This is a genomic window from Saccharopolyspora mangrovi, assembly GCF_035320975.1.
Taxonomy (GTDB): Bacteria; Actinomycetota; Actinomycetes; order Mycobacteriales; family Pseudonocardiaceae; genus Saccharopolyspora; species Saccharopolyspora mangrovi.
Map to the genome: position 1 here is coordinate 1 of NZ_JAWLNX010000010.1, position 21,107 is coordinate 21,107.

Here is a 21,107-nt window from a genome sequence, read left to right on the forward strand (position 1 = left end):
ACTGCCCAAAACCCGCTCCGGCAAGATCATGCGCCGCCTGCTGCGCGACGTCGCCGAAAACCGCGAAGTCGGCGACGTCACCACCCTCGCCGACTCCTCGGTCATGGACCTCATCTCCAAGGGACTCCACGGCTGACCGGGCCGGGCTGGGGGTCAGACCGCGTCGTTCACCCGGCTGTTCCAGGCGGAGAAACCGGCCCGTTCGGCATCGGCGGCGGAGCGGAACCACACGCCCGCCTTGGTGCGCTCGTAGTACGGGGACTGCATCGTGTGGTAGCGCTTGGAGCGGGTGTTGCCCTTGACCCGGTAGGAGCTGTCCGGCGACCGGCCATCCGGCCTCGCCTGGACAGCCCCCGGGTACGGGCCGGATTCCTCATTCGCCGCAACGGTTTCCGGCCGACGCGCCTGCTGCGCCGGGATGCTGTCGATGACGTGCAGCTCGTTGAGGTCCGCGCTCTCGGGTTCAGCTGCGACGTCGCTCGAGACCAGCACGGTGACCCCGATGCTGCCGCCGATCTCGCTGGAGGAGGCGAAGGCGGGCACCTCGGTCCTGGTCCGCTCCGGACGCGCACGCGTCGTCACGGCCTGGACCGGGCTCTGCCGCCGCTGCCCGGAGTCCTCTGGAGCTCGCTCGATCGCCTCGGGTTCCCGCACCGCCGGCAGGACGATGTGGCCGCCTCGCCGGAAGGACCGGGACAGGAACATCGAGTTCGCCAGCGAACCCGTCATGAAGCACAGCAGGAGCAGCAGGAACACCCAGGCGACGGGTACGGGCCCGTCGCCGAGCGGTGAGGCGAAGGCGAAAGCAGCGGCGACCAGGAATCCGGCCACCGCCCAGACGACCCATTGACGCAAATCGGTGGATGGCGCGCGGTGTCTTGACTTCGGCACGAAACACTCCTGGATGCTCTGAAGAGTGAGATGATCGCTGCCGATCGTTGTAACGACACCTGTCGCGCGCAGCCACCGGAGATCACCGTTCGGCACTACGAAGTCGATGTAATTCACTCGCCCGTGCCACGCCACGGCCCGTGTGGTGAACGCCCGCTACACGAGCGTGTAGCCGTCGTCGATGGCCAGCGTGTGGCCGACGACGTAGCGGGAGCTGTCCGAGGCGAGGTAGACCACGGCGCCCTCCAGGTCGCTCGGCTCCCCCAACCTCCCCGCAGGCGTGCGACCGGTCCACTCCGCGGCCAAGGAGGGGTTGTCGTCGACGAACTGCCTGGTCATGTCGGACAGGAAGTAGCCAGGTGCGATCTCGTTCACCCGGATGCCCAGCTGCTGCCACTCGACCGCCAGCGACTTGGTCAGCATCGTGACGCCGGCCTTCGACACGGTGTAGGCGGTCTGGTGCTGCGGGACGTTGACGATCGAACCCGACATCGACGACACGTTCACGATCGACGCCGACCGACCGGTGGTCTTGCACCGCCGGGCCAGCTCCTGGCAGGCGAAGAAGGTGCCGTCGAGGTTGACCCCGAGCACCTGGCGCCAGGAGTCGCAGGACTGCTCCTCGGCGTCGCTCCAGACCGAGATGCCGGCGCTGTTGACCAGGATCGTCGCCGGTCCGAGCTGAGCTTCGACCTGGTCGAACGCCGCAGCCAGCGAACCGGGATCGGTGACGTCGGCGACCACGCCGGCCGAGGCGGATCCGCTGTCGGCACCGAGCTTGTCGGCGCTGGCCGCGACCTCGGGCAGCCGGTCCAGCAGGCCCACCGAGACTCCCTGGCGGGCCAGCGCGCCCGCCATCGTCAACCCCAGCCCTCGGGCTCCGCCGGTGACCACCGCGACCCGTCCCGCGAGATCTTCGAACACGACTCGACCACTTCCTTCCGGGGAGTGCTTCGGAGACCGCTGCGGGACCGGTTTGCCCGGCCCCGCAGCGGATTTGGTCAGGATCAGCGCAGGAACGCGCCGACGACCCCGGAATCGACGGGCACGTGCAGCCCGGTCGTGCGGGTCAGCTCACCACCGGTGAGGGCGAACACCGCCGCGGCGATGTGCTCGGGCAGCACCTCGCGCTTGAGCAGCGTGCGCTGAGCGTAGAACGCACCGAGGTCCTCCTCGGCGACGCCGTACACCGCGGCGCGCTGCGCGCCCCAGCCCCCGGCGAAGATGCCCGACCCGCGCACCACGCCGTCGGGGTTGACGCCGTTGACGCGGATGCCGTGCTCGCCCAGCTCGGCGGCCAGCAGCCGCACCTGGTGGGCCTGGTCGGCCTTCGTGGCGCCGTAGGCGACGTTGTTCGGCCCCGCGAACACCGAGTTCTTCGACGAGATGTAGACGATGTCCCCGCCCATCGCCTGGTCGATCATGGCGCGCACGGCCGCCTGCGAGACCAGGAACGAGCCCTTGGCCATGACGTCGTGCTGGAGGTCCCAGTCCTGCTCGGTGGTTTCCAGCAGCGGTTTGGAGATCGACAGGCCCGCGTTGTTGACCACCAGGTCGATCCCGCCGAAGGCCAGCGCGGTCGCGTCCACAGCCGACTGCACCGCCTCCCGGTCGGTGACGTTGGCGGTGACCGCGATGGCCTTGTCGCTGCCGCCGATCCCGGCTGCGACCTCGGCTGCGGCCTCGGCGTTGAGGTCGGCCACCGCCACGCAGGCGCCCTCGGCGGCGAGCCGTTCGGCGATGGCCTTGCCGATGCCCGAGCCCGCGCCGGTCACCAGCGCGATGCGCCCGGCCAGCGGCTTGGGCGCGGGCATGCGCCGCAACTTCGCCTCCTCCAGCGCCCAGTACTCGATGCGGAACTTCTCGCTCTCGGGGATCGGCGCGTAGGTGGACAGCGCTTCGGCACCGCGCATGACGTTGATGGCGTTGACGTAGAACTCGCCGGCCACCCGGGCCGTCTGCTTGTCCTTGCCGAAGGAGAACATGCCGACACCCGGCACGAGCACGATCGCGGGGTCCGCTCCGCGCATCGGGGGGCTGTCCGGGGTGGCGTGCCGCTCGTAGTAGGCGCGGTACTCCTGGCGGTACTCGGCGTGCAGTTCCTTGAGCCTCGCCACGACGTCGGCCAGCGGCGCGGTGGCGGGCAGGTCCACCACCAGCGGCCGGACCTTGGTGCGCAAGAAGTGGTCCGGGCACGAGGTGCCGAGAGCGGCGAGCTCGCCGAGCTTCTCGCGGGAGAGGAACTCCAGCACCGCCTCGCCGTCGTTGTAGTGCCCGATCTGGTGCTGGTCGGTCGAGGCCAGTCCGCGGACGACCGGGGCCAGCGCGGCGGCGCGGGCGTGCCGCTCGGCTTCGGGAAGCGGTTCGAAACCGGCCACGACCGGCCCGAAGGGCTCCGGGTCGCCGTGCTCGGCGATGTGCGCCGCTGCGGTGTCGATGATCCAGCGGGAGTTCTTCTCGGCCTTCTCGGAGGTCTCACCCCACGCGGTGATCCCGTGGCCGCCCAGGATGCAGCCCTTGGCCTGCGGGTTCGCCGCCTTGATCGCGGCGATGTCCAGGCCGAGCTGGAAACCGGGGCGACGCCACGGCACCCAGACCACCTGGTCGCCGAAGATGGTCGCGGTGAGCGCTTCACCGTCGGCGGCGGTGGCGATCGCGATGCCGCTGTCGGGGTGCAGGTGGTCGACGTGCGGCGCGTCGACGAGACCGTGCATGGCGGTGTCGATCGACGGCGCGGCCCCGCCCTTGCCGTGCAGGCAGTAGTCGAACGCGGCGACCATCTCGTCCTCGCGCTCGACACCCGGGTAGACGTCGACCAGGGCGCGCATGCGGTCCAGGCGCAGCACCGCGAGTCCGCTCTCGGTCAGGGTGCCGAGGTCACCCCCGGAACCCTTCACCCACATCAGGTCGACTTCCCGGCCGGTGACCGGGTCGATCGCAGCGCCCTTGGCGGAGGTGTTGCCCCCGGCGTAGTTGGTGGTCGTGGGGTCGGCACCCAACCGGTGCGACCGCGCCAGCAGGTCTTCGACAGCGGTGTGCTCAGACACTCGAGAACTCCTCGGAGTAGTGGGACATGCGTGGGGTCAAGGCTTTTCGATCGCCCGCGCCCGGTTGAGCTCGCGAACCCGGCTGAAGTGCGCCCGGCGGTGCTCGTAGCGCTCGTGCAGCTCGGCGTCGGGGGTGAACTCGTGCTCGATGTCGGCCGCGAACTGCTTGAGCTCGCCGACGTCGTGAACGCCGATCGCCAGACCGGCGAGGTAGGAGGCGCCCTGCGCGGCCCCGTGCCCGCCCCGCGGGCGAAGCACGGGCACGCCGAGGGCATCGGCTTTGATCTGCAGCCACGCCGTCGAGGCCGAACCGCCGCCGGTGCTCAGCAACCGGTCGACGGCGAACCCGCGCGCACGCAGTTCCGCGACGTCGTCGGCCAGCGCCAGGGCGTTGCCCTCGAGCACGCTGAGCATGAGCTCGACACCGTCGGCGGCGAGATCGATGCCGTCGATGATCCCGCGGGCGCGCGGGTTCCAGGTGGGCGTGCGCTCGCCGGCGAAGCTGGGCACGGTCGTCAGTCGCGAGGGGCGGGAGCGGGCCAGCAGCGCCTCCGAGTCCCGCAGGTCCTGCCCCGCGATGCGGTTCACCCAGTCCACCGTCGCCCCGGCGGTCACCTGGGCCGTGATGAGCAGGTCCACGCCGGGAACGCAGTGCCGCTCGTGGATGAAGCCCGGCACGTGCGTGCCCGCGGGAACGGCCAGCATGGTGGCGCTGGAGAACCCGGTCATCTCCACCAGCGGCCCACCGACCTCGACGATCCCCGCCTCCAGGGCCGACCCGACCGAGTCGACCCCGCCGGCCACGACCGGAACACCGGCGGGGATCCCGGTTTCCGCCGCGGCCTGGTCGGTCACGGTGCCGATCACGTCGGTCGTGGCCACGATCGGCGGCAGCAGTTCGACGCCCAGCCCGCGCCCGAACAGCCGCTCGTCGAACGCGTTCGCCGACTCGTCGAAGCCCTGCATCAGCGAGGCCGAGGAATCGTCGAGGGCGGCCCGGCCGGTCAGCCTGCCGGTGACGTAGCCGTTGGCCGAGACGACGTGGGCGGCACGCGCGGCGACCTCCGGCCGGTTGCGCAGCAGCCAGGGCAGCTTGGCGGTGCCGAAGAACGGGTCCGGCCCGTTGCGGTGGCCGGGCCCGATCCGCTCGATCTCGGCGGCTTCGGCGACGGCCTGCCGATCCAGCCAGGTCAGGGCCGCGCCGACCTCCCGGCCCCGGTCGTCCACCGGCACCAGGGTCGGTGACTGGCTGGTCACGGCCACGGCCAGCACCCGAGCCTCCGCCACCACGTCACCGGCCGCGGAGGTGATCGCGTGCCACCAGCTGCCCGCGTCCTGGTCGGAACCGCGCCCGTCGGAGTCGACCTGGGTGTCGTAGCGCGCCGTCGCCGAACGCACCAGGCGGCCTTCCCGGTCGGTTGCCACGACCTTGACGCCGCTGGTCCCGACGTCGATGCCGAGCAGGACCTCGGCTCGATCTGATGCCATCACGCCCCCGCCTTCGGTCCGACCGGGTGCAGCGCCGGCTGCGCGTCGAGGTGGCGGCGCAGCTCTTCGGCCACCCCGGCGGCAGCCCGCCGCGCGGTCTCCCGGCTGGCGCCCGCGACGTGCGGAGCCAGCACCACGTTGGCCCCGCGATCAGCCAGGTCCAGCAGTCGCAGGGACATGTCGACAGGTTCGGTCGGGAACACGTCGACCGCCACCCCGCCCAGGTGACCCGCGGCGAGCGCGTCGGCGAGAGCGGCGTAGTCCACGAGTCCGCCGCGCGCGGCGTTGACGACGATCGCGCCGGGGCGCATCAGCGCGATCCGCTTGGCGTTGACCACCTGCTCGGTCTCCGGGGTGAGCCGGGCGTGCACCGACAGCACGTCGCTGGTCGAGAACAGCTCGTCGAGGTCGGTGCAGCGCCGGGCCTCCGGCAGGGCCCCGTCGGGCAGGTAGGGGTCGTAGACGACGACGTCGGCGCCCATCGCGGCGAGGCTGCGGGCCAGGTGCTGGCCCACCGCCCCGGCACCCAGCAGGCCGACGGTGGAGCCCGCGATCTCGCGTCCGACCTCGTCGTGGCGGTAGAAGTCCCCGCGCCACTCGCGGCGCAGCAGGCTGCCGTGCAGGATCGGCACCCTCCGCAGCGCGGCCAGCAGCAGCGCCAGCGTCATCTCGGCGGTGGCGATGCTGTTGCGCCCCGGCACGTTGACCACCCGCACGCCACGCGCCGCGGCCGCGTCCAGGTTGATGTTGACCGGCCCGCCGCGGCCCACGCCGACGAACTCCAGCTCCGGCACCGCTTCCAGGACCCGCTCGGTGACCGGTGCCAGCTGGGTGACCAGCCCGCGGTGCCCGCGCAGTGCCGTGATCAGCTCGTCCTCGCTGCCCGAGGCCTCGTCGACTTCGCCGACGGCGCCGAACGGTTCGTCCGGCCACGGCAGTTCCAGCTCGGCGACGGTGGCCCAGGAGCCGAGGCGGTGGGTGATCTCGTCGCGGAAGACCGCGGGCTGGATGAATCGATCTCCGGCTGCGAGGACGGAGAAGGGCGGACGGGAGGGCATGGGGGTCCTTTCTTCAGGAGCGGTTCCGAGTGGTGGTGCCGGGAACGGTTGGGAAGGGGTCATACGATGCAGAGCGTGAACAGTCTGGCCATGGAGGAACGCATCGAGTGGCTGCGCGCCGAGCTCCGCTCGACCGGCTCGATCTCCCTCGGCGACGCCGCCGAGGCGCTCGGGGTCAGCGAGATGACCGTCCGCCGGGACCTCCGGCAGCTGGAGAACGAGGGCGTCGCTCGCCGGGTCCGCGGCGGGGCCCGCCATTCCGAGCCGGCGAGCTTCCAGCGCCGCGACAGCTCCCGCGCCGCCGAGAAGCGGCTCATCGCCGAGAAGCTGCTGCCGCTGGTGCCCGCACAGGGCCTGATCGTGCTGGATTCGTCGACGACGATGTACCGGCTGGCCGCGCTGATCCCCTCGGCCGAGGCGTTGACCGTGCTGACCAACAACATCCAGACCTTCCAGGTGCTGCAGGGACGGCCGGGGGTGACCGCGGAGCTCACCGGCGGCCGGTTCGACGAGCGCAGCGACTCCCTGATCGGACCGCTGGCAGCGGCCACCGTCGAGCAGCTCACGCCCGACGTGTTCTTCGCGTCCACCGGCGGCATCGACGGCGACAGCTGCTTCGAGTCGACCGTCGAGGAGGCCGCGCTGAAGAAGGCCTGCGCCCGGGTGTCGCACCGCATCGTGATCGGCGCGGACACCGCCAAGCTGGACGCGCGGGACCGGGCTGCCTCCGTCGAGCTGGATGCCGTGGCCGCGCTGTGCACCGAGGTCGAGCCGGACGATCCGCAGCTGGCGGAGTACCGCAAGCGGGTCCGCCAGCTGCTGTGAGCGGTGGTTCTCATGCCGCCGACGCGCTCGCGGACTGACGGATCTCGGTGTCGGCCAACGCGTTCTGGTCCACCTTCAGCAGGAAGCTGAGGCCGAAGCCCACCAGGTAGGTCGCGGCCAGCGCCAGCACGGTGCCGGTCGTGCCGATGCGATCCCACAGCACGGTGACCAGCAGCGATCCCACGAACTGCGAAGCACCGGCGGAGAGGTTGAGCAGCGCCACCGCCTGGCCGCGGCGGGCCGGCTCCAGCGCCGGCATCAGCGCGGACAGCGGCACGTACGCGGCGATGGCGATGCCGAACAGGACCACGGCCCCGGCCGTGAGCAACGCGTTCGGTCCGGCGAGCACCGGTGTGAAGTACAGCAGCAGCGTCGCGGCGAACATGCCGAGGCTGCCGAACCACCGGATCGTGCGCACCCATCCGATCCGGTCGCCGATCACGCCCCACATCAGGTTGGTGAACACGGTGACCAGGTAGACCAGGCTCCACAGCTGCAACCAGCGTTCCTGGCTGAAGCCGATGTCGCGGGTGAACACGATCGGCAGCATGACGATGAAGCCGTAGAGCGCGAGCTGGTTGATGGTCCGCTGGATCATGCCGTGGGCGAGCTGGACGTTCTCGAAGGGCATCTTGACGGTCTCGACGATCGTGGCGCCGAGGCCGCGCAGCGTGCGCTCACCGGAGTTGGACGGGCCGCGGCCGCGCACGAGGAAGGTCGCCATCGCACCGCCGACGGCGATGAAGGCGATCGCGCTCCACAGGGTGGTCACCGTCCCGACCCACGGGATCGTCAGGCTGGGCAGGTAGGAGCCGAAAACGCCGACGCCCAGCGAGTACGAGCACCAGAACCAGCCCATCGCCGAGGACATCCGGTTCTGCGGGGCCGCGTAGGAAATCCACACGACGAACCCGAAGACGAACATCGGGTAGGCCACCGCTCGGATCGAGTACATCACCAGCATCAGCGGGTAGTTGTGCTGCATCACGCCGAAGGCGAGGAAGCCGGCGTGGAACACGATCCAGCCGATGGTGGCGACGGCCATCACCCGTCGCGGGCCGATGTACTCGGCCAGGATGCCGGAGACGAAGGCGGCGATCGCGACGACCAGCCCGTACACCGTGAGCAGGGTGCCGGCTTGCGAGGTGCTGAATCCGGCCTCGGTGACGAGGTAGTCGGAGAGGAAGGCCTGCTCGAGGCCGTCTCCGGTCATGAAGAAGGCGATGGCGACGTAGCCCCACAGCAGAGCTGGGGACATGCCGAGGAACGAGCGGGATGCCGACGGCGGTGTCGGTGTCATGCGGGGGCTCCTTCTGGAGGTACGGGCCGGGCGTTGTCACGCCGCGGAACACAATGACACATCTTGTTAGAACTTGTTAAGAGCTGTTCGCAATGAAATGTGTGACCCGCTCCGCACCTGCGCTGCGAACCTTCCGGATGAGAGCTCCGCTGCGCGAAGCGTGGCGCAACACCGCTCCGCCGGCACCACCGCCGCGTGCCACGGCCGCGTCATGAACACTTCACCGACTGGTCAACCGCTGGGACCCGTGGAGGTTCCGCAGGACGTCAAGCCTGGAGCTCATGATCCCGCCCTCACGACGCACGCGATTCCGCTCGCCCGCTCTCGCGGCGGGACTGGCGATCGCCGCCGCCCTGCCCTTCTACCCGGTCAGCAGCGCCGACGCCAGCGGCGACCGGCTGCCGCTGGGCGATGCCGACCTCGCCGAGACCCGCGAGACGCAGCAGCTGGCCGACGGCGTCGAGCTGACGCGCATCGTCCGCGGGACCGAGCCCGCCCCGCCGGACCAGATCAACACGACACCTCGCGGTCCGTGGGTGGTCAACGTGCTCACCATCGATCCGGCCAAGGCCCGCGGGCACGTCGAATCGACCTACGGCCCCGACCTCGCACCCGTCGAGAAGACCACCGACCTGGTCCGGTTGTCCGGAGCGCTGGCCGGGGTCAACGCCTCCTTCTTCACCTTCAACGCCAACCCGCAGTACCCGGGCGACCCGGTCGGGCTGGGCGTCTACGACGGCGAGCTGCTCAGCGAACCGACCGGCGACCGCGCCGAAGCGGACCTGATCATCGACAGCCGCAGCGACGAGGTCCTGATGGGCCGCACCGCCTGGTCCGGGCAGGTGCGCAACCGGCAGACCGGCGCGACGCTGCCGCTCGAGCACCTCAACCACCCGCCGGTCGTCCCGGCGACCTGTGCCGAGCTGCCCGACCAGACGCAGTGCGACCAGCCCGGCGACGCGGTCCTGTTCAACCCCGAGTTCGGCCCCACCCCGACCGGGCACGGCGTCGAGGTGGTGCTCGACCAGCGCGGGTGCGTCGTGCGCAGCTCCCCCGACGCGCGAGGCACGACCCTCGACGCCGACCAGACCTCGCTGCAGGCGACGGGACACGACGCGGCGGCGCTGCTGGCGATCACCGAACGGGGCTGCCTGCACCGGACCTCCACCTTGACCGACGAGAGCGGTGACCAGGTCGACCTGCACCCGGGCTTGTTCGGCGTGAACGGCCGCTACCGGCTGATGGCCGGCGGCGAGGTCGTGGTCCCGCCGGGTTCGGGGGACTTCTTCGCGCGCAACCCGCGCACCATCGCCGGTACCACCCCGGACGGCAAGATCGTGCTGGCCACCCTCGACGGCCGCCAGACCACCAGCGTCGGCACCACGATGGACGAAACCGCCGCGGTCGCCGAAGCTCTCGGCCTGACCGATGCGGTCAACCTCGACGGCGGCGGCTCCACCACCATGTCGGTCAACGGCGCCCTGACGAACAAACCCAGCGGCAGCGAAGAACGAGCCGTGGGAGATGCCCTGATCTACGTCGAGGACTAGCCACCCGGCCGCCGGGGCCCCGCCGCCCAACGCAGGGGGGGGGGGGGGGGGGGGGGCGCCGGGCTGCTGGCAAGCTAGCCGGCGCCGAAGGGGGACCGGCTGCGCACACGCCACTGCCCGTCGAATTCGACCAACCAGGCTTCCCGAAGTTCGGCGGACAGCGGAACCCAGTTCGGCAACAGCTCGCGCTCGATGGCACCGGCACGCTGCTCGGTGGTGCGCATCGCCACCGTGAGATGCGGATCGGCGTCGTAGCGCCCGCCGTAGGGCACCACCTCGGGCCAGCGACTCCGAACGGCGCTCGCGAGCGCCGCAACCCCGTCAGCGGGTTCCGGGCGCAGTGCGAGGAATCCGCCGCTGCGCACGATCCCCGCGAACGTCACCGACAGCGGCGAAGCCCGGGCGAAAACACCGGTGAGCGCGCTGTCCGCCTGCTGGTCGAGCTCCGCGGCGGGCACGAACGGGTACAGCAACGACAGGTGCGCCGGAACGCCGGTCCGAACGGTGTCAGGACATCGTTCGGCCACCGCGTCGAGCAGCGGTTGCGCTCCCGGAACCGGCACGACGACGCCGGTCTTGCCCACATGCGCCATGCCGCCGTTCTACAGGTGCGCGGCAGCTCCGACGCCGAGGCCCACCGGAGACGGCGCGACATCGCGCTTCCCGCACTGGAAAGTCCGGGAAAGACCAGGCCACGCTCTTCTGCGCTCCGGTGGCATTCAGCTACCCGGAAGGTGGTGCCGCGTAGGCGAGTTCGTGACCACGGCCGCCACCGACCCTCGTCGGAACCCCTTCCCCGCGATCTCGTGAGCAGGCTTCCGGCTCCGTTTCGGATTGATTTCACTCGTCACTGAAAGTGTCGTGCTCACCGATACATGATGGCGGAGCCTCTCCCCTGGCCACGAGCGCTTCACGACAGCGGGGCGCTCTGTTCGGCCAGGTCGTCGAGGATGGTCAGGGCTGCTTGGACTGCGGGGTGTTCGCGGGCGCCGCGGGCGGTGACCGTGAGGAAGCGGCGGGCCGGCGGCGTCTCGGCGAGACCGATCCGCGCGATGCCCTCCTGCCCCGGGAGCCGCACGGAGCGCGGGACGAGGGCGATGCCGTGGCCGTCGCCGACCAGAGCGCCCACCACGCTCCAGTCCTGCGCCTGGTGCGCGATGTCGGGCGTGAAACCCGCTCGGGAGCACGCGGTGAGGACGTGTTCGCGGCACGGCGAGCCGGGCATGCCCAGGATCCACCGCTCGGCGGCCAGCTCGGGCAGAGACGCCTCCGGTTCCGAACCCAGCTTGTGGTCGACCGAGACCACCAGGTCGAACGGATCGTCCAGCAAGGCTCGCTGGTCGAACCGCGTGTCGGTCAGCGGCGGGGCGTCCCGGGTCGCCTCCACCACCGCGATGTCGGCTTCGCCGGCGAAGACCAGGTCGAAGCTCGCCACCGGGTCGGCCTCGCGCATCCGCACCGTCAGCCGGGGCGCGGTGGTGCGCAGCCGGGCCGCGGTGGGGCTGAGCAGGGTGCACATCGCGGTCGCGAACCCCGCCAACCGCAGCGTTCCGGACGGGCCGTCCACGCCCACCTCGTGCAGTTCGGCCTCGGCCTCGCGCCACCGCTCCTCGATGGCGTCGGCGTGCGCCAGCAGGGAGCGGGCGGCCGGGGTCAGGCGCACGCGGCGGCCCTGCGGCTCCAGCAGCGCGACCCCGAGCTCCTTGCCCAGCTGCCGCACCTGCTGCGACACCGCCGACGGGGTCAGGTGCAGGCTGCCCGCCGCTGCCGTCACCGTGCCGGAGCGCTCCACCGCGCGGAGCACCTGCAATCGCCGAAGGTCAATCATGAAGTCATGGGTACACGATTCCGTGCACGAATCAAAGCTGGACCTGAACGTTTTCCGGCCCCAGGCTGGAACCAGCAACACCAGTCAAGCTCGGGAGCGACCATGATCACCACCTGGACCGTCCTGCTCATCACCGCCGCCGTCCTGTTCTCGCTGGCGCTCGACCTCGCCCTCTGGGCGCAGCGCCTCCCGAGCAGGACCCCACCGCCGAGCTGCGCCGAAACCCCGCGCTACGACGCCGATTGCGGATTCCCGCCGTGAGAGTTCCTCGCCCGCTGCGAACCGGCGTACCCGCAGCGAACCGCGACCAACCCCGGCCGCGCACCCGAGCAGCGCGAGAACCCTTCAGCTGCCGATGATGAGGGCGCGGAGGTCTTCGACGGCGTGGGCTCGGGCGCCGGCCAGCTCGGGTTCGGGGACGGTGGCCGCGACGACCGGGATGCTGCGGGCGCAGGTGGCGAACTGCTCGGTGATGACGGCGAGCATCGCCGGGTGAGCCCCCCAGGGGCCGCCGAGGACCGCGAGCCGGGGGTCGACCAGGGTGACCGCCGCTGACAGGACTCCGCAGATCGCGCGCGCCAGGGCGGTGCGCACCCGTGCCGCCTCGGCGTCGTCGGCGTCGAGGAACTTCTGCAGCGCTTCGACGTCGATGGCGGTGGAGCCGTCGCGGCGGAGCCCGAGGGCGGCGAACACCTCGGTCAGCGGCAGCGCCGCACCGTCAGGACCTTCGGTCCAGAGGTGGGCGATCTCGCCGGACAGCCCGCCGTGCCCGCGGCGCACGTCGCCGTCGTTGACCACCGCGCAGCCGAGTCCTTCGCCGAGGTGGACGTAGACGAAGTCGTCGACGCCCTCGGCGCAGCCGCCCTGGCGCTCGGCGCGCGCCGCCCAGTTCACGTCGTTGTCGACCAGGATCGGGCCCTCGATCGACCTGGACAGGATCGAGACCGGGTCCAGATCGCCGACCAGGAACGGCACGTCCGGCAGCTGCACCAGGCGGCCGGTCCGCCGGTCCACCGGGTCGGCCGCGCTCACCACGGCGCAGCGCACTCCCCCGGGCGCTCGGGCGGCCACCTCGGCGAGCGTGTCCGCGGCCCGTTCTCGGCCGGCGGCGCGGTCGAGAACGGCGTGCGAGCGGCTCAGCACGCGACCGAAGGCGTCCACCGCTTCGCCCAGCACGCCGTGGGGCGTGATGCTGCAGACCAGCGCGCTCCCGCAGTCCTCGCTCAACGAGTAGTAGGAGCCGGCGCGTCCGCGCCCGGTGGTGCGCTCGCCGGTGTCGACCAGCAGGCCCGCCTCGGTCAACCGCCGGACGCTGTCGGAGATCGTCGGCTTGGAGATCCCGGTCAGCGAGGCGATCTCCGTGCGGGTCAGCCGTCCCCGCTCCATGACCGCGCGCAGCACGTGCTCGTCGGTGAGCGAGCGCAGCAGCTCCAGCGACGGCTTGGCGGACGACATGCCGGCCAGTTTAGTCAGGAGTGTTGCCCAAATGCGGGAGAAGTGGCTACCTTCTCCTTTAGTTAGGAGTCCTTACCAAAGGAGTTCAGCGTGACCATCGCACCTGATCAGGGCCGGGCCCTGCCTCCGCTACCGCACTGGGAGACCGCTCCCGAGGACCTCACGGCCGCGATCCGCGAGGTCAAAGCCGCCCTGCGCGCCCGCATCGAGGCCTCCGGCCGCACCGTCGAGGACGTCTTCGCCGTGGTGGAGCGCCGCATCGCCGAGCGGGCGGCCGAGATCCGCGCCGATGCGGACCGGGGCGAGCAGGTGTGGCCGGTCATCAACTACACCGACATCGCCCGCGGCACGGTCACCGAGGCGCAGCGGGCGAAGGTCGAGCAGCGCGGATGCCTCGTCGTGCGCGGTCATTTCGACCGCGACCAGGCCCTGGCGTGGGACGCGGGCGTCGTCGACTACGTCGAGCGCAACGACTTCTTCACCCACTACCGGGGTCCCGGCGACGACTTCTTCGGCAGCGTCGGCTCCAAGCCGGAGATCTACCCGATCTACTGGTCACCGGCCCAGATGCAGGCGCGCCAGAGCGACCGGATGGCGCGGGTGCAGTCCTTCCTCAACTCGTTCTGGAAGCACGAGTCCGAAGGCGTGCGGTGGTTCGAGCCCGACCGCGACGCGATGTATCCCGACCGCATCCGCAGGCGTCCGCCGGGCACCGATTCGGCGGGGCTGGGGACGCACTGCGATCCGGGGACTCTCGACCTGTGGATGACCAGCGCCTACCAGAAGGCGTTCCGGCACCTCTTCGACGGCACCGTGGAGCACTACGACCCGTGGGACGCCGCCCACCGCACGGCGGGCCCGCAGTACCCGGGATCGACGATGTGCTCGGCGTTCCGCACCTTCCAGGGCTGGACGGCGTTGTCGGACATGGACCACGACCAGGGCGTCCTGCACACCGTGCCGATCCCGGAGGCCATGTCGTACCTGATGCTGCGGCCCCTGCTGCCCGACGTGCCCGACGACGAGATGTGCGGGGTGACGACCAACCAGGTCTTCCCCGCCGACCACAAGTGGCACTCGGAGCTGCTCGACAGCCTCACCGGCATTCCCGACGTCAAGGCGGGCGACTCGGTGTGGTGGCACTGCGACATGATCCACAGCGTCGCGCCGGTCGCCGACCAGGAGGGCTGGGGCAACGTCATGTACATCCCCGCCGCTCCGTGGTGCCCGCGCAACGAGACCTACGCCGCCAGCGTCCGCGACGCGTTCCTGACCGGCAGCAGCCCCAGCGACTTCCCGCCGGAGCACTACGAACGCGACTGGGAGGGCCGCTTCACCGCCGACCAGCTCAACGAGACCGGCCGCCGAGGTCTCGGCTTCGAGTGAACCCGCCCGGCAGCGAGCGTTTTTCGAGGCCTCGGCTCCACCGGCCGGTCGGAGCTGGGCGGTCCGGCGGAGCCGAGGCCCACCGATTCTCAAACCTCCAGCGCACTGGAGATCAAGTCGCTGTTCCCACGATCACACCGCGGAGGTCGGCCCACCTCATGCGGGACCGGATTCGGAAGCCCCGGGCCGGCTCGGCCAATTCCTGCGGTTCGAGCCCCACGTGCGCGCCGTCCTCACCGACGGCTGTGAAACCAGGCCAGCCGTGTTCAGCCACAGCACCCTCGAGCCACGGCGAGTTCTCGGCATCAACGGATTTCACCGCCTCACACTCCGCAGAACTCGCCGGATCACCCATCGCACGCCGCACGGCCTGGTCCCGCTCCGCCCGCCCGGATCAACTCAACCCGAATCTCCGTCGAGCGTGGACTCATCCCACCCATGAAGCCCTCAAACACCGCGGGAACCACAACTCGGCAACGCGGAAAGACAGCCAAATCCCTCGAACGACAAGCGACTCCTGACTCAGAGTGCTACTTCACGCGCGCCTACAGAAGCGCTACGAGCACCCGACCTCCGCCCTGGCCGAACCCGCCATGTTTTGACCAGAACTGGCTCCGCTCCCCGACCACCTCCGAGAGCACGGAGCCACACCAAGAGCAAGCCCCCTCGGTCGCGCCCGGCAGCGGGCGACCGTGACGCACGCCACGCAGGTTGCCAATTATGTCCTAGGACATTTACCGTCCATGCCGTGGAGCGACGAGGGAAGCTGGGTGCGATCGGTGGTTCCAGCGCCGCGGAGATCGTCGAATCGATCCGCAGGTTGATCGACTCCGGCTCGCTCAAGGAGGGGGCGGCGCTGCCTCCGATACGCGGGCTCGCCGCCGAGCTGGGGGTCAACCGGAACACGGTCGCGGCCGCCTACGCGCAGCTGGCGGCAGCGGGGCTCGTCGAGACGCGGCGCCGTGGCGGGACTGTCGTGCGCGGTGTCCCCGCCCTGGACGGTGAGGGCCGCGGCGCGGCCCGTGACCTGGTCAACCTCGCCGACGGCAACCCGGCGGTGGAATACCTGCCGGATCTCCGCTCAGCCTTCGCCCCGGGGTACTCGCCGCCGTTGTACGGGCACCCCCCGATCGACGAGCGCCTCGCGGCGTGGGTCGACGCCGAGATGGCTCCTGACGTCGGCGACGTCCCCCGCGAGCTCGTCCTCACCCACGGCGCGGCCGACGCGGTGGAGCGCCTGCTGAGCGCACACCTGACCCGCGGTGACGCGGTGGCCGTCGAAGACCCGTGCTTCCTGTCGAGCATCGGCACGATGCGGCTGAACGGATACCGCAGCGTCCCGGTGCCCGTGGACGCCGACGGGATGACTCCCGACGGGCTGGCCGCGGCGTTGGGCGCGGGCGTCCGGGCCGTGGTGTGCACGCCGCGAGCGCACAACCCGACGGGTGCCAGCCTCACCCACGAGCGCGCAACGCGGTTGCGGGAGCTGCTGTCCCAGCACCCGGAGGTGCTGGTGGTCGAGGACGACCACTTCTCGGCCATCTCGGCCCAGCCTTACCACCGCATCACTCCGACAGGCGCGGCTCACTGGGCGCTGGTGCGGTCGGTCTCGAAGTTCCTCGGCCCCGACCTGCGCCTGGCGCTCGTGCTCTGCGACGAGGACAGCGCGACGCAGGTGAGCGCACGGCTGAGCTCCACCTCGGGCTGGGTCAGCCACGCACTGCAGCACATCGTGGCGGCGCTGCTGCACGACACCGAGACCGCGCAGCTGCTCCAGCGCGCCCGCGACTCCTACGCCGAGCGCCTGCGCTCGCTGACCGACGCGCTGCACGAGCACGGGATCGCGCTGCCACCGGATCGCGATGGGCTCAACGCGTGGATCCCGGTGCAGCGCGGGGAGAAGCGCTTGATCGACGCGGTCGCCGCTCGGGGCTGGGCCGTTCGCGGCGGTTCCGACTTCGCGGTGTCGGGGCGCGGCGCACACGCGCTGCGCGTGACCACCTCGACCATCAGCCCGCTGCAGGCGGAGGCGTTCGCCGCTGACCTCGCCGCGGTCCTGCACTCGACGAAGGGGACATGAATGTCTGCTCCGGACAAGCACGATCCGTCCACGGTCGGCGAGAAGACGTGGGCGGTGCACGGCGGGAACTCCCCGGACGGGTCGGGGGCGCTGCGCACCCCGCTGGTGCTGGCGAACTCCTACCTGCTGCCCGAGGACGCCTCCCAGCTCAACTGGTCGGACACCAGCACGCTGATGTACAGCCGCAGCGGCCACGTCAACCAGCACGCGCTGGAGGACAAGCTCGCCACGATGGAAGGCGGCGAGGAGGCGGTGGTGTTCGCCAGCGGTGTTGCCGCGCTGCACGCGCTGTTCTTCACGCACCTGCGCAGCGGTGATCACGTCGTCGTCTCCGCCGTGACCTACGAGGCGGTGCACCGGTTGTTCTCCGAGCTGCTGCCGGACCGCTACGGCATCCAAGCCACGTTCGTCGACGCCACCGACCCAGAGGCGGTCCGCGCCGCGATGCGCCCGACGACGCGGCTGGTCCACGTCGAAACCATCGCCAACCCGACCACCGCGGTCACCGACATCGCCGCGGTCGCCGAGATCGCCCACGCCGGCGAGGCGTTGCTGAGCGTGGACGGCACGTTCACCCCGCCGCCGCTGTACCGCCCGCTGGCCGACGGCGCGGACGTGGTCGTGCACTCGCTGACGAAGTTCATCAACGGGCACGGTGATGCGATGGGCGGGGCCGTCATCGGTTCCCGCGAACTCGTCTCGCGGATCCGCGCGGACGCCCTTGTCGACGTCGGCGGGGTGCTCTCCCCGTTCAACTCGTGGCTGATCATGCGCGGGTCGGTCACGCTGCCGCTGCGGCTGCTTCAGCACCTGGCCAGCGCGCAGCAGATCGCCGAATCCCTCGAAGCCGACCCGCGCATCGCCTTCGTCGCCTACCCCGGGCTCGCCAGTCATCCGCAGCACGAGCTGGCCGTTCGGCAGTTCGGCGGGCGCGGCTGCGGCGCGGTCCTCGCCTTCGCACTGGACGGCGACCCGGCGGTGCAGAACCGGTTCGTCAACGCCCTGCGGGTGATCACCTCCGCCGTCTCGCTCGGGCACGACGAGAGCCTCATCGTGCACGTCGCGCCCGGAACCCGGGGCGGAGACGAGCACTACCCCGAGCCCTTCCAGCGCTACGGGCACCTGCGGCTCGCGGTGGGGCTGGAAGACACCGACGACCTCATCGCCGACCTCCGCGCGGCGCTCGACATCGCCCTGCCCGCCTGACCTCCTGGAGGATCCGTGTTCACCGGACTCAGCGCGTTCCCACTCACCCCCGTCTCCGACCGCGGCATCGACGAGGAGGCGTTCGCCGGGCTCGTCACGCGACTGGCCACCGCACGCGTCGACTCGATCACCGCGCTCGGCTCCACCGGTTCGTACCCGTACCTCGACCGCGCCGAGCGCGCCCGCGCGGCACGGCTGGCGGTCGAGCACGCCGGGTCGACTCCGGTGATCGTCGGCATCGGTGCGCTGCGCACCCGCGATGTCCTCGAACTGGCCGAGGACGCGCAGGAAGCCGGCGCCTCGGGTGTCCTGCTGGCGCCGGTGTCCTACCAGGCGCTGACCGCGGACGAGGTGTTCGGGCTCTACGAAGACGTCACCGCCTCGCTGTCGGTTCCGCTGGTGGTCTACGACAACCCCGGAACGACCCACTTCACGTTCACCGACGAGCTCTACGCCCGCATCGCCGAGCTGCCCCACGTCGCCTCCATCAAGATTCCCGGAGTGCAGGCCGCAGCCGCCGAGCAGCGGCTCGCAGCGCTGCGGGCGCTGCTTCCTCCCTCGGTCACGATCGGCGTCAGCGGGGATCCGCTCGCCGCAACCGGTCTCAACGCCGGGAGCCAGGCCTGGTACTCCGTGATCGCCGGAACCCTGCCGGAACCCGCGCTGGCGATCACCCGCGCGGCCCAAGCCGGTGACGCGGCCACGGCCGCTGCGGAATCGGAGCGCCTGCAACCGCTGTGGGACCTGTTCAGCCGGCTCGGGAGCCTCCGGGTGGTGTCCGCCATCGCTGAAGTCCTCGGCCTGGTGGGCCACCCCAACCTGCCGCTCCCGCTGCGGGGACTGCCGGACGGCGAGCGCGCCGCGGTCGCCGACGTGGTCCAGCGGCTCGACCTCCGCTGACCGATGAGCGACGAGACCACGATCGCGCCAGCGCGCCCCCGCGCCGGGCTTGCGCGCTACGTCCTGGCCGCGACCTCGGCCCGCACGGCCGACGGTGGCGCGGTCGTGGCCATCGTCCTGCTCGCCACCACCAGCGGTGATCCGGGGTGGCTGGCCGGTGCGCTCGGCGCCTGCGTCACCGCACCGCACCTGCTCGGCCCGTTCATCGCCCGCAGCCTCGACACCGCGCGCGACGGACGCCGCGTGATCGCCCTGGCGAGCCTGCTGCACGGTGTCACGCTCGCCGCAGCGGTCCTGCTCCACGCGGAGACGCACCCGATCGTCCCCGCCGTGCTGCTGATCGCCTCGGGGCTGCTCGGACCACTGCTGACCGGGGGCATCAGCAGCCGTCTGCCCGCCATCGCCGGACCCACCCGGACCAGCCAGCGCCGCGCCCAAGGTTGGGACGTCGCCACCTACGGCATCGGGGGCACCGCCGGGCCCAGCATCGTGGCAGCGCTCTCGGCCTGGGCCTCCCCGCTCGCCGCCGGGCTGGTGCTTGCCGCGGGCGCGGTGATCGCCGCCGCGTTCGTGATGCTGCTGCCGTACTCGCCGCCACCGGTCGCCGCGAGCGACATCCCGCGCCCAGCGCGCACTCTCGCAGTGATGCTCTCGACGGGTCCGCTGCGCCGGACCCTGTACCTCACGATGATCGTCGCGTTCAGCGTGGCCGCCCTGCCGATCACCGCGGTCGCCGGCGCCGCGATGCTCGGCACCGGCGAAGCAGCGGCCGGAGTGCTCACGGCCGCCTACGGGCTGGGCAACCTCGCCGGCTCGGTCGGGGTCATGGCGCGCCCGCTCGAGGGCAACGCCGACCGGCTCATGACGCGACTGGCCGTCGTCGTGGCCACCACCCTCTTCGCCGTCGTCCTCTCCCCCACGTTCGGCCTGGCCGCCGCCGCGTACGCGGCCGCCGGGATCGCCAACGGCTACTTCTTCGCCGCCACCCTCGCGGCGCGCAGCGAGTACTCCCCGGATGAGATGCGCGGTCAGGTCTTCGTCTGGACCGGAGCTCTCAAGATCACCGCTGGATCGGCCGGCACGGCGTTGGCGGGAACGCTCGTCACCGCCTCAGCTCACCTGCCCCTCGTGCTCGCCATCGCACTGACCGCTGCGGCGGCGTTGGCCTCGACGACCGAGCGGCGCACGCGATCGATCCGGTAGCGCAGCCACGTGCCGAACTCTGGATTCCCGGATCACCGGCGTGGAATACTGCGCAGCTCATTCGGTGCCGGTCAGGGAGAGAAGCGGTGAACGAGCTTCCGAATTGGGTTCCGTCGCAGATCGATTGGAACCAGCCGAGCGTGGCGCGGATCTACGACTACGCCCTCGGCGGGGCGCACAACTTCGAGGCGGACCGGCAAGCGCAGGACGCGGCTCTCGAAGTGTTCCCGTACCTCAACGACGCGGCCCGGGCCAACCGCGCTTTCCTGCACCGGGCGCTGCAATTCTGCCTCGACCAGGGCATCCGGCAGTTCCTGGACCTCGGTTCCGGCATCCCCACGGTCGGCAACGTGCACGAAGTGGCCCAGAAGGTCGATCCGGAATGCCGCGTGGTCTACGTCGACCACGATCCCGTCGCCGTGACGCACGCCTGCAGCATGCTCACCAGCAACCCGCGCGTCACCATCCTCGGTGAGGACATCCGCGCACCGCACAATGTCCTCGAACACCCGGACGCGCTGCGCCTCATCGACTTCCAGCAGCCCGTGGGCCTGCTGATGGTCGGCATGCTGCACTACGTCAACGACGCGGCCGCGCCCCAACGCCTCCTGCGCGAGTACCAGGCCCGCATGGCACCCGGCTCGTACCTCATCGCCTCGCACCTGACCAGCGACCTGCCCGAGATGCGTGCCGCGGCGCCGTTCTTCGCCGAGAGCCGGAACCCGATGACGCTGCGCAGCAAAGCCGAGATCGAGGTTCTGCTCGCTGACTTCGACCTCGTCGACCCCGGCGTCGTCTACACCGTCGAATGGCGCCCCGACATGCGCCCGGGCGAGCACCCGGAACGCACCGCTTGCTACGCCGCAGTCGGTCACCTGCGCTGATCTTCC

At 71.0% G+C, this 21,107-nt stretch carries 18 protein-coding genes; 9 read left to right on the top strand and 9 right to left on the bottom strand.

Annotated elements, in window-relative coordinates; all coding sequences use genetic code 11:
• Positions 1-153: 153 nt before the first annotated feature.
• From R4I43_RS15855 to R4I43_RS15875, 5 genes are all read right to left on the bottom strand, one after another.
• Positions 154-855: a sunset domain-containing protein gene (locus tag R4I43_RS15855; RefSeq protein WP_324266379.1), complete on the bottom strand. Its 702-nt coding sequence runs from the start codon at positions 853-855 to the stop codon at positions 154-156.
• 192 nt (positions 856-1,047) lie between these two features.
• Positions 1,048-1,815: an SDR family NAD(P)-dependent oxidoreductase gene (locus R4I43_RS15860; protein ID WP_324266380.1), complete on the bottom strand. Its 768-nt coding sequence runs from the start codon at positions 1,813-1,815 to the stop codon at positions 1,048-1,050.
• Between the two features lie 83 nt (positions 1,816-1,898).
• Positions 1,899-3,938 (bottom strand): bifunctional aldolase/short-chain dehydrogenase, encoded by a 2,040-nt coding sequence (locus tag R4I43_RS15865; protein WP_324266381.1) that lies wholly within the window; start codon positions 3,936-3,938, stop codon positions 1,899-1,901.
• Positions 3,939-3,974: 36 nt separating this feature from the next.
• Positions 3,975-5,426, bottom strand: coding sequence for a xylulokinase (locus R4I43_RS15870; RefSeq protein ID WP_324266382.1), 1,452 nt, complete (start codon positions 5,424-5,426; stop codon positions 3,975-3,977).
• On the bottom strand, positions 5,426-6,484 hold the full coding sequence (locus tag R4I43_RS15875; RefSeq protein WP_324266383.1) for an NAD(P)-dependent oxidoreductase: 1,059 nt from the start codon (positions 6,482-6,484) through the stop codon (positions 5,426-5,428). The genes R4I43_RS15870 and R4I43_RS15875 overlap by 1 nt, the downstream gene beginning before the upstream one ends.
• Before the next feature lie 75 nt (positions 6,485-6,559).
• On the opposite strand from R4I43_RS15875, the gene R4I43_RS15880 reads away from it, so the two are divergent.
• Positions 6,560-7,309, top strand: coding sequence for a DeoR/GlpR family DNA-binding transcription regulator (locus R4I43_RS15880; protein ID WP_324266384.1), 750 nt, complete (start codon positions 6,560-6,562; stop codon positions 7,307-7,309).
• Positions 7,310-7,319: 10 nt separating this feature from the next.
• Here the strand turns inward: R4I43_RS15880 and R4I43_RS15885 are convergent, their stop codons facing one another.
• The gene (locus R4I43_RS15885) at positions 7,320-8,609 is read right to left on the bottom strand and encodes an MFS transporter (RefSeq protein ID WP_324266385.1); all 1,290 of its coding nucleotides are present in this window, start codon (positions 8,607-8,609) and stop codon (positions 7,320-7,322) included.
• A gap of 281 nt (positions 8,610-8,890) precedes the next feature.
• Between R4I43_RS15885 and R4I43_RS15890 the strand changes: the two genes are divergently transcribed.
• Complete coding sequence (locus R4I43_RS15890; protein ID WP_324266386.1) at positions 8,891-10,159, top strand: phosphodiester glycosidase family protein; 1,269 nt, start codon at positions 8,891-8,893, stop codon at positions 10,157-10,159.
• Positions 10,160-10,233: 74 nt separating this feature from the next.
• On the opposite strand, the gene R4I43_RS15895 is transcribed toward R4I43_RS15890, so the two are convergent.
• Positions 10,234-10,752 (bottom strand): 2'-5' RNA ligase family protein, encoded by a 519-nt coding sequence (locus R4I43_RS15895; protein WP_324266387.1) that lies wholly within the window; start codon positions 10,750-10,752, stop codon positions 10,234-10,236.
• Between the two features lie 317 nt (positions 10,753-11,069).
• On the bottom strand, positions 11,070-11,987 hold the full coding sequence (locus R4I43_RS15900; protein ID WP_324266388.1) for a LysR family transcriptional regulator: 918 nt from the start codon (positions 11,985-11,987) through the stop codon (positions 11,070-11,072).
• 102 nt (positions 11,988-12,089) lie between these two features.
• Here R4I43_RS15900 and R4I43_RS15905 point away from each other — a divergent pair, with 102 nt between their 5' ends.
• The gene (locus tag R4I43_RS15905; protein ID WP_324266389.1) at positions 12,090-12,248 is read left to right on the top strand and encodes a hypothetical protein; all 159 of its coding nucleotides are present in this window, start codon (positions 12,090-12,092) and stop codon (positions 12,246-12,248) included.
• 84 nt (positions 12,249-12,332) lie between these two features.
• Here R4I43_RS15905 and R4I43_RS15910 read toward each other — a convergent pair whose 3' ends face one another.
• A complete protein-coding gene (locus R4I43_RS15910; protein ID WP_324266390.1) occupies positions 12,333-13,442 on the bottom strand; it encodes an ROK family transcriptional regulator in 1,110 nt (369 codons plus the stop codon).
• A 90-nt stretch (positions 13,443-13,532) separates the two neighbouring features.
• Here R4I43_RS15910 and R4I43_RS15915 point away from each other — a divergent pair, with 90 nt between their 5' ends.
• From R4I43_RS15915 to R4I43_RS15940, 6 genes are all read left to right on the top strand, one after another.
• On the top strand, positions 13,533-14,828 hold the full coding sequence (locus R4I43_RS15915) for a DUF1479 domain-containing protein (protein ID WP_324266391.1): 1,296 nt from the start codon (positions 13,533-13,535) through the stop codon (positions 14,826-14,828).
• 748 nt (positions 14,829-15,576) lie between these two features.
• A complete protein-coding gene (locus R4I43_RS15920) occupies positions 15,577-16,908 on the top strand; it encodes an aminotransferase class I/II-fold pyridoxal phosphate-dependent enzyme (protein ID WP_324266392.1) in 1,332 nt (443 codons plus the stop codon).
• Complete coding sequence (locus R4I43_RS15925) at positions 16,909-18,114, top strand: trans-sulfuration enzyme family protein (RefSeq protein ID WP_324266393.1); 1,206 nt, start codon at positions 16,909-16,911, stop codon at positions 18,112-18,114.
• Positions 18,115-18,129: 15 nt separating this feature from the next.
• The gene (locus R4I43_RS15930) at positions 18,130-19,014 is read left to right on the top strand and encodes a dihydrodipicolinate synthase family protein (protein ID WP_324266394.1); all 885 of its coding nucleotides are present in this window, start codon (positions 18,130-18,132) and stop codon (positions 19,012-19,014) included.
• A gap of 3 nt (positions 19,015-19,017) precedes the next feature.
• Positions 19,018-20,217, top strand: coding sequence for an MFS transporter (locus tag R4I43_RS15935; protein ID WP_324266395.1), 1,200 nt, complete (start codon positions 19,018-19,020; stop codon positions 20,215-20,217).
• A gap of 86 nt (positions 20,218-20,303) precedes the next feature.
• The gene (locus R4I43_RS15940) at positions 20,304-21,101 is read left to right on the top strand and encodes an SAM-dependent methyltransferase (protein ID WP_324266396.1); all 798 of its coding nucleotides are present in this window, start codon (positions 20,304-20,306) and stop codon (positions 21,099-21,101) included.
• Positions 21,102-21,107 lie beyond the last annotated feature (6 nt).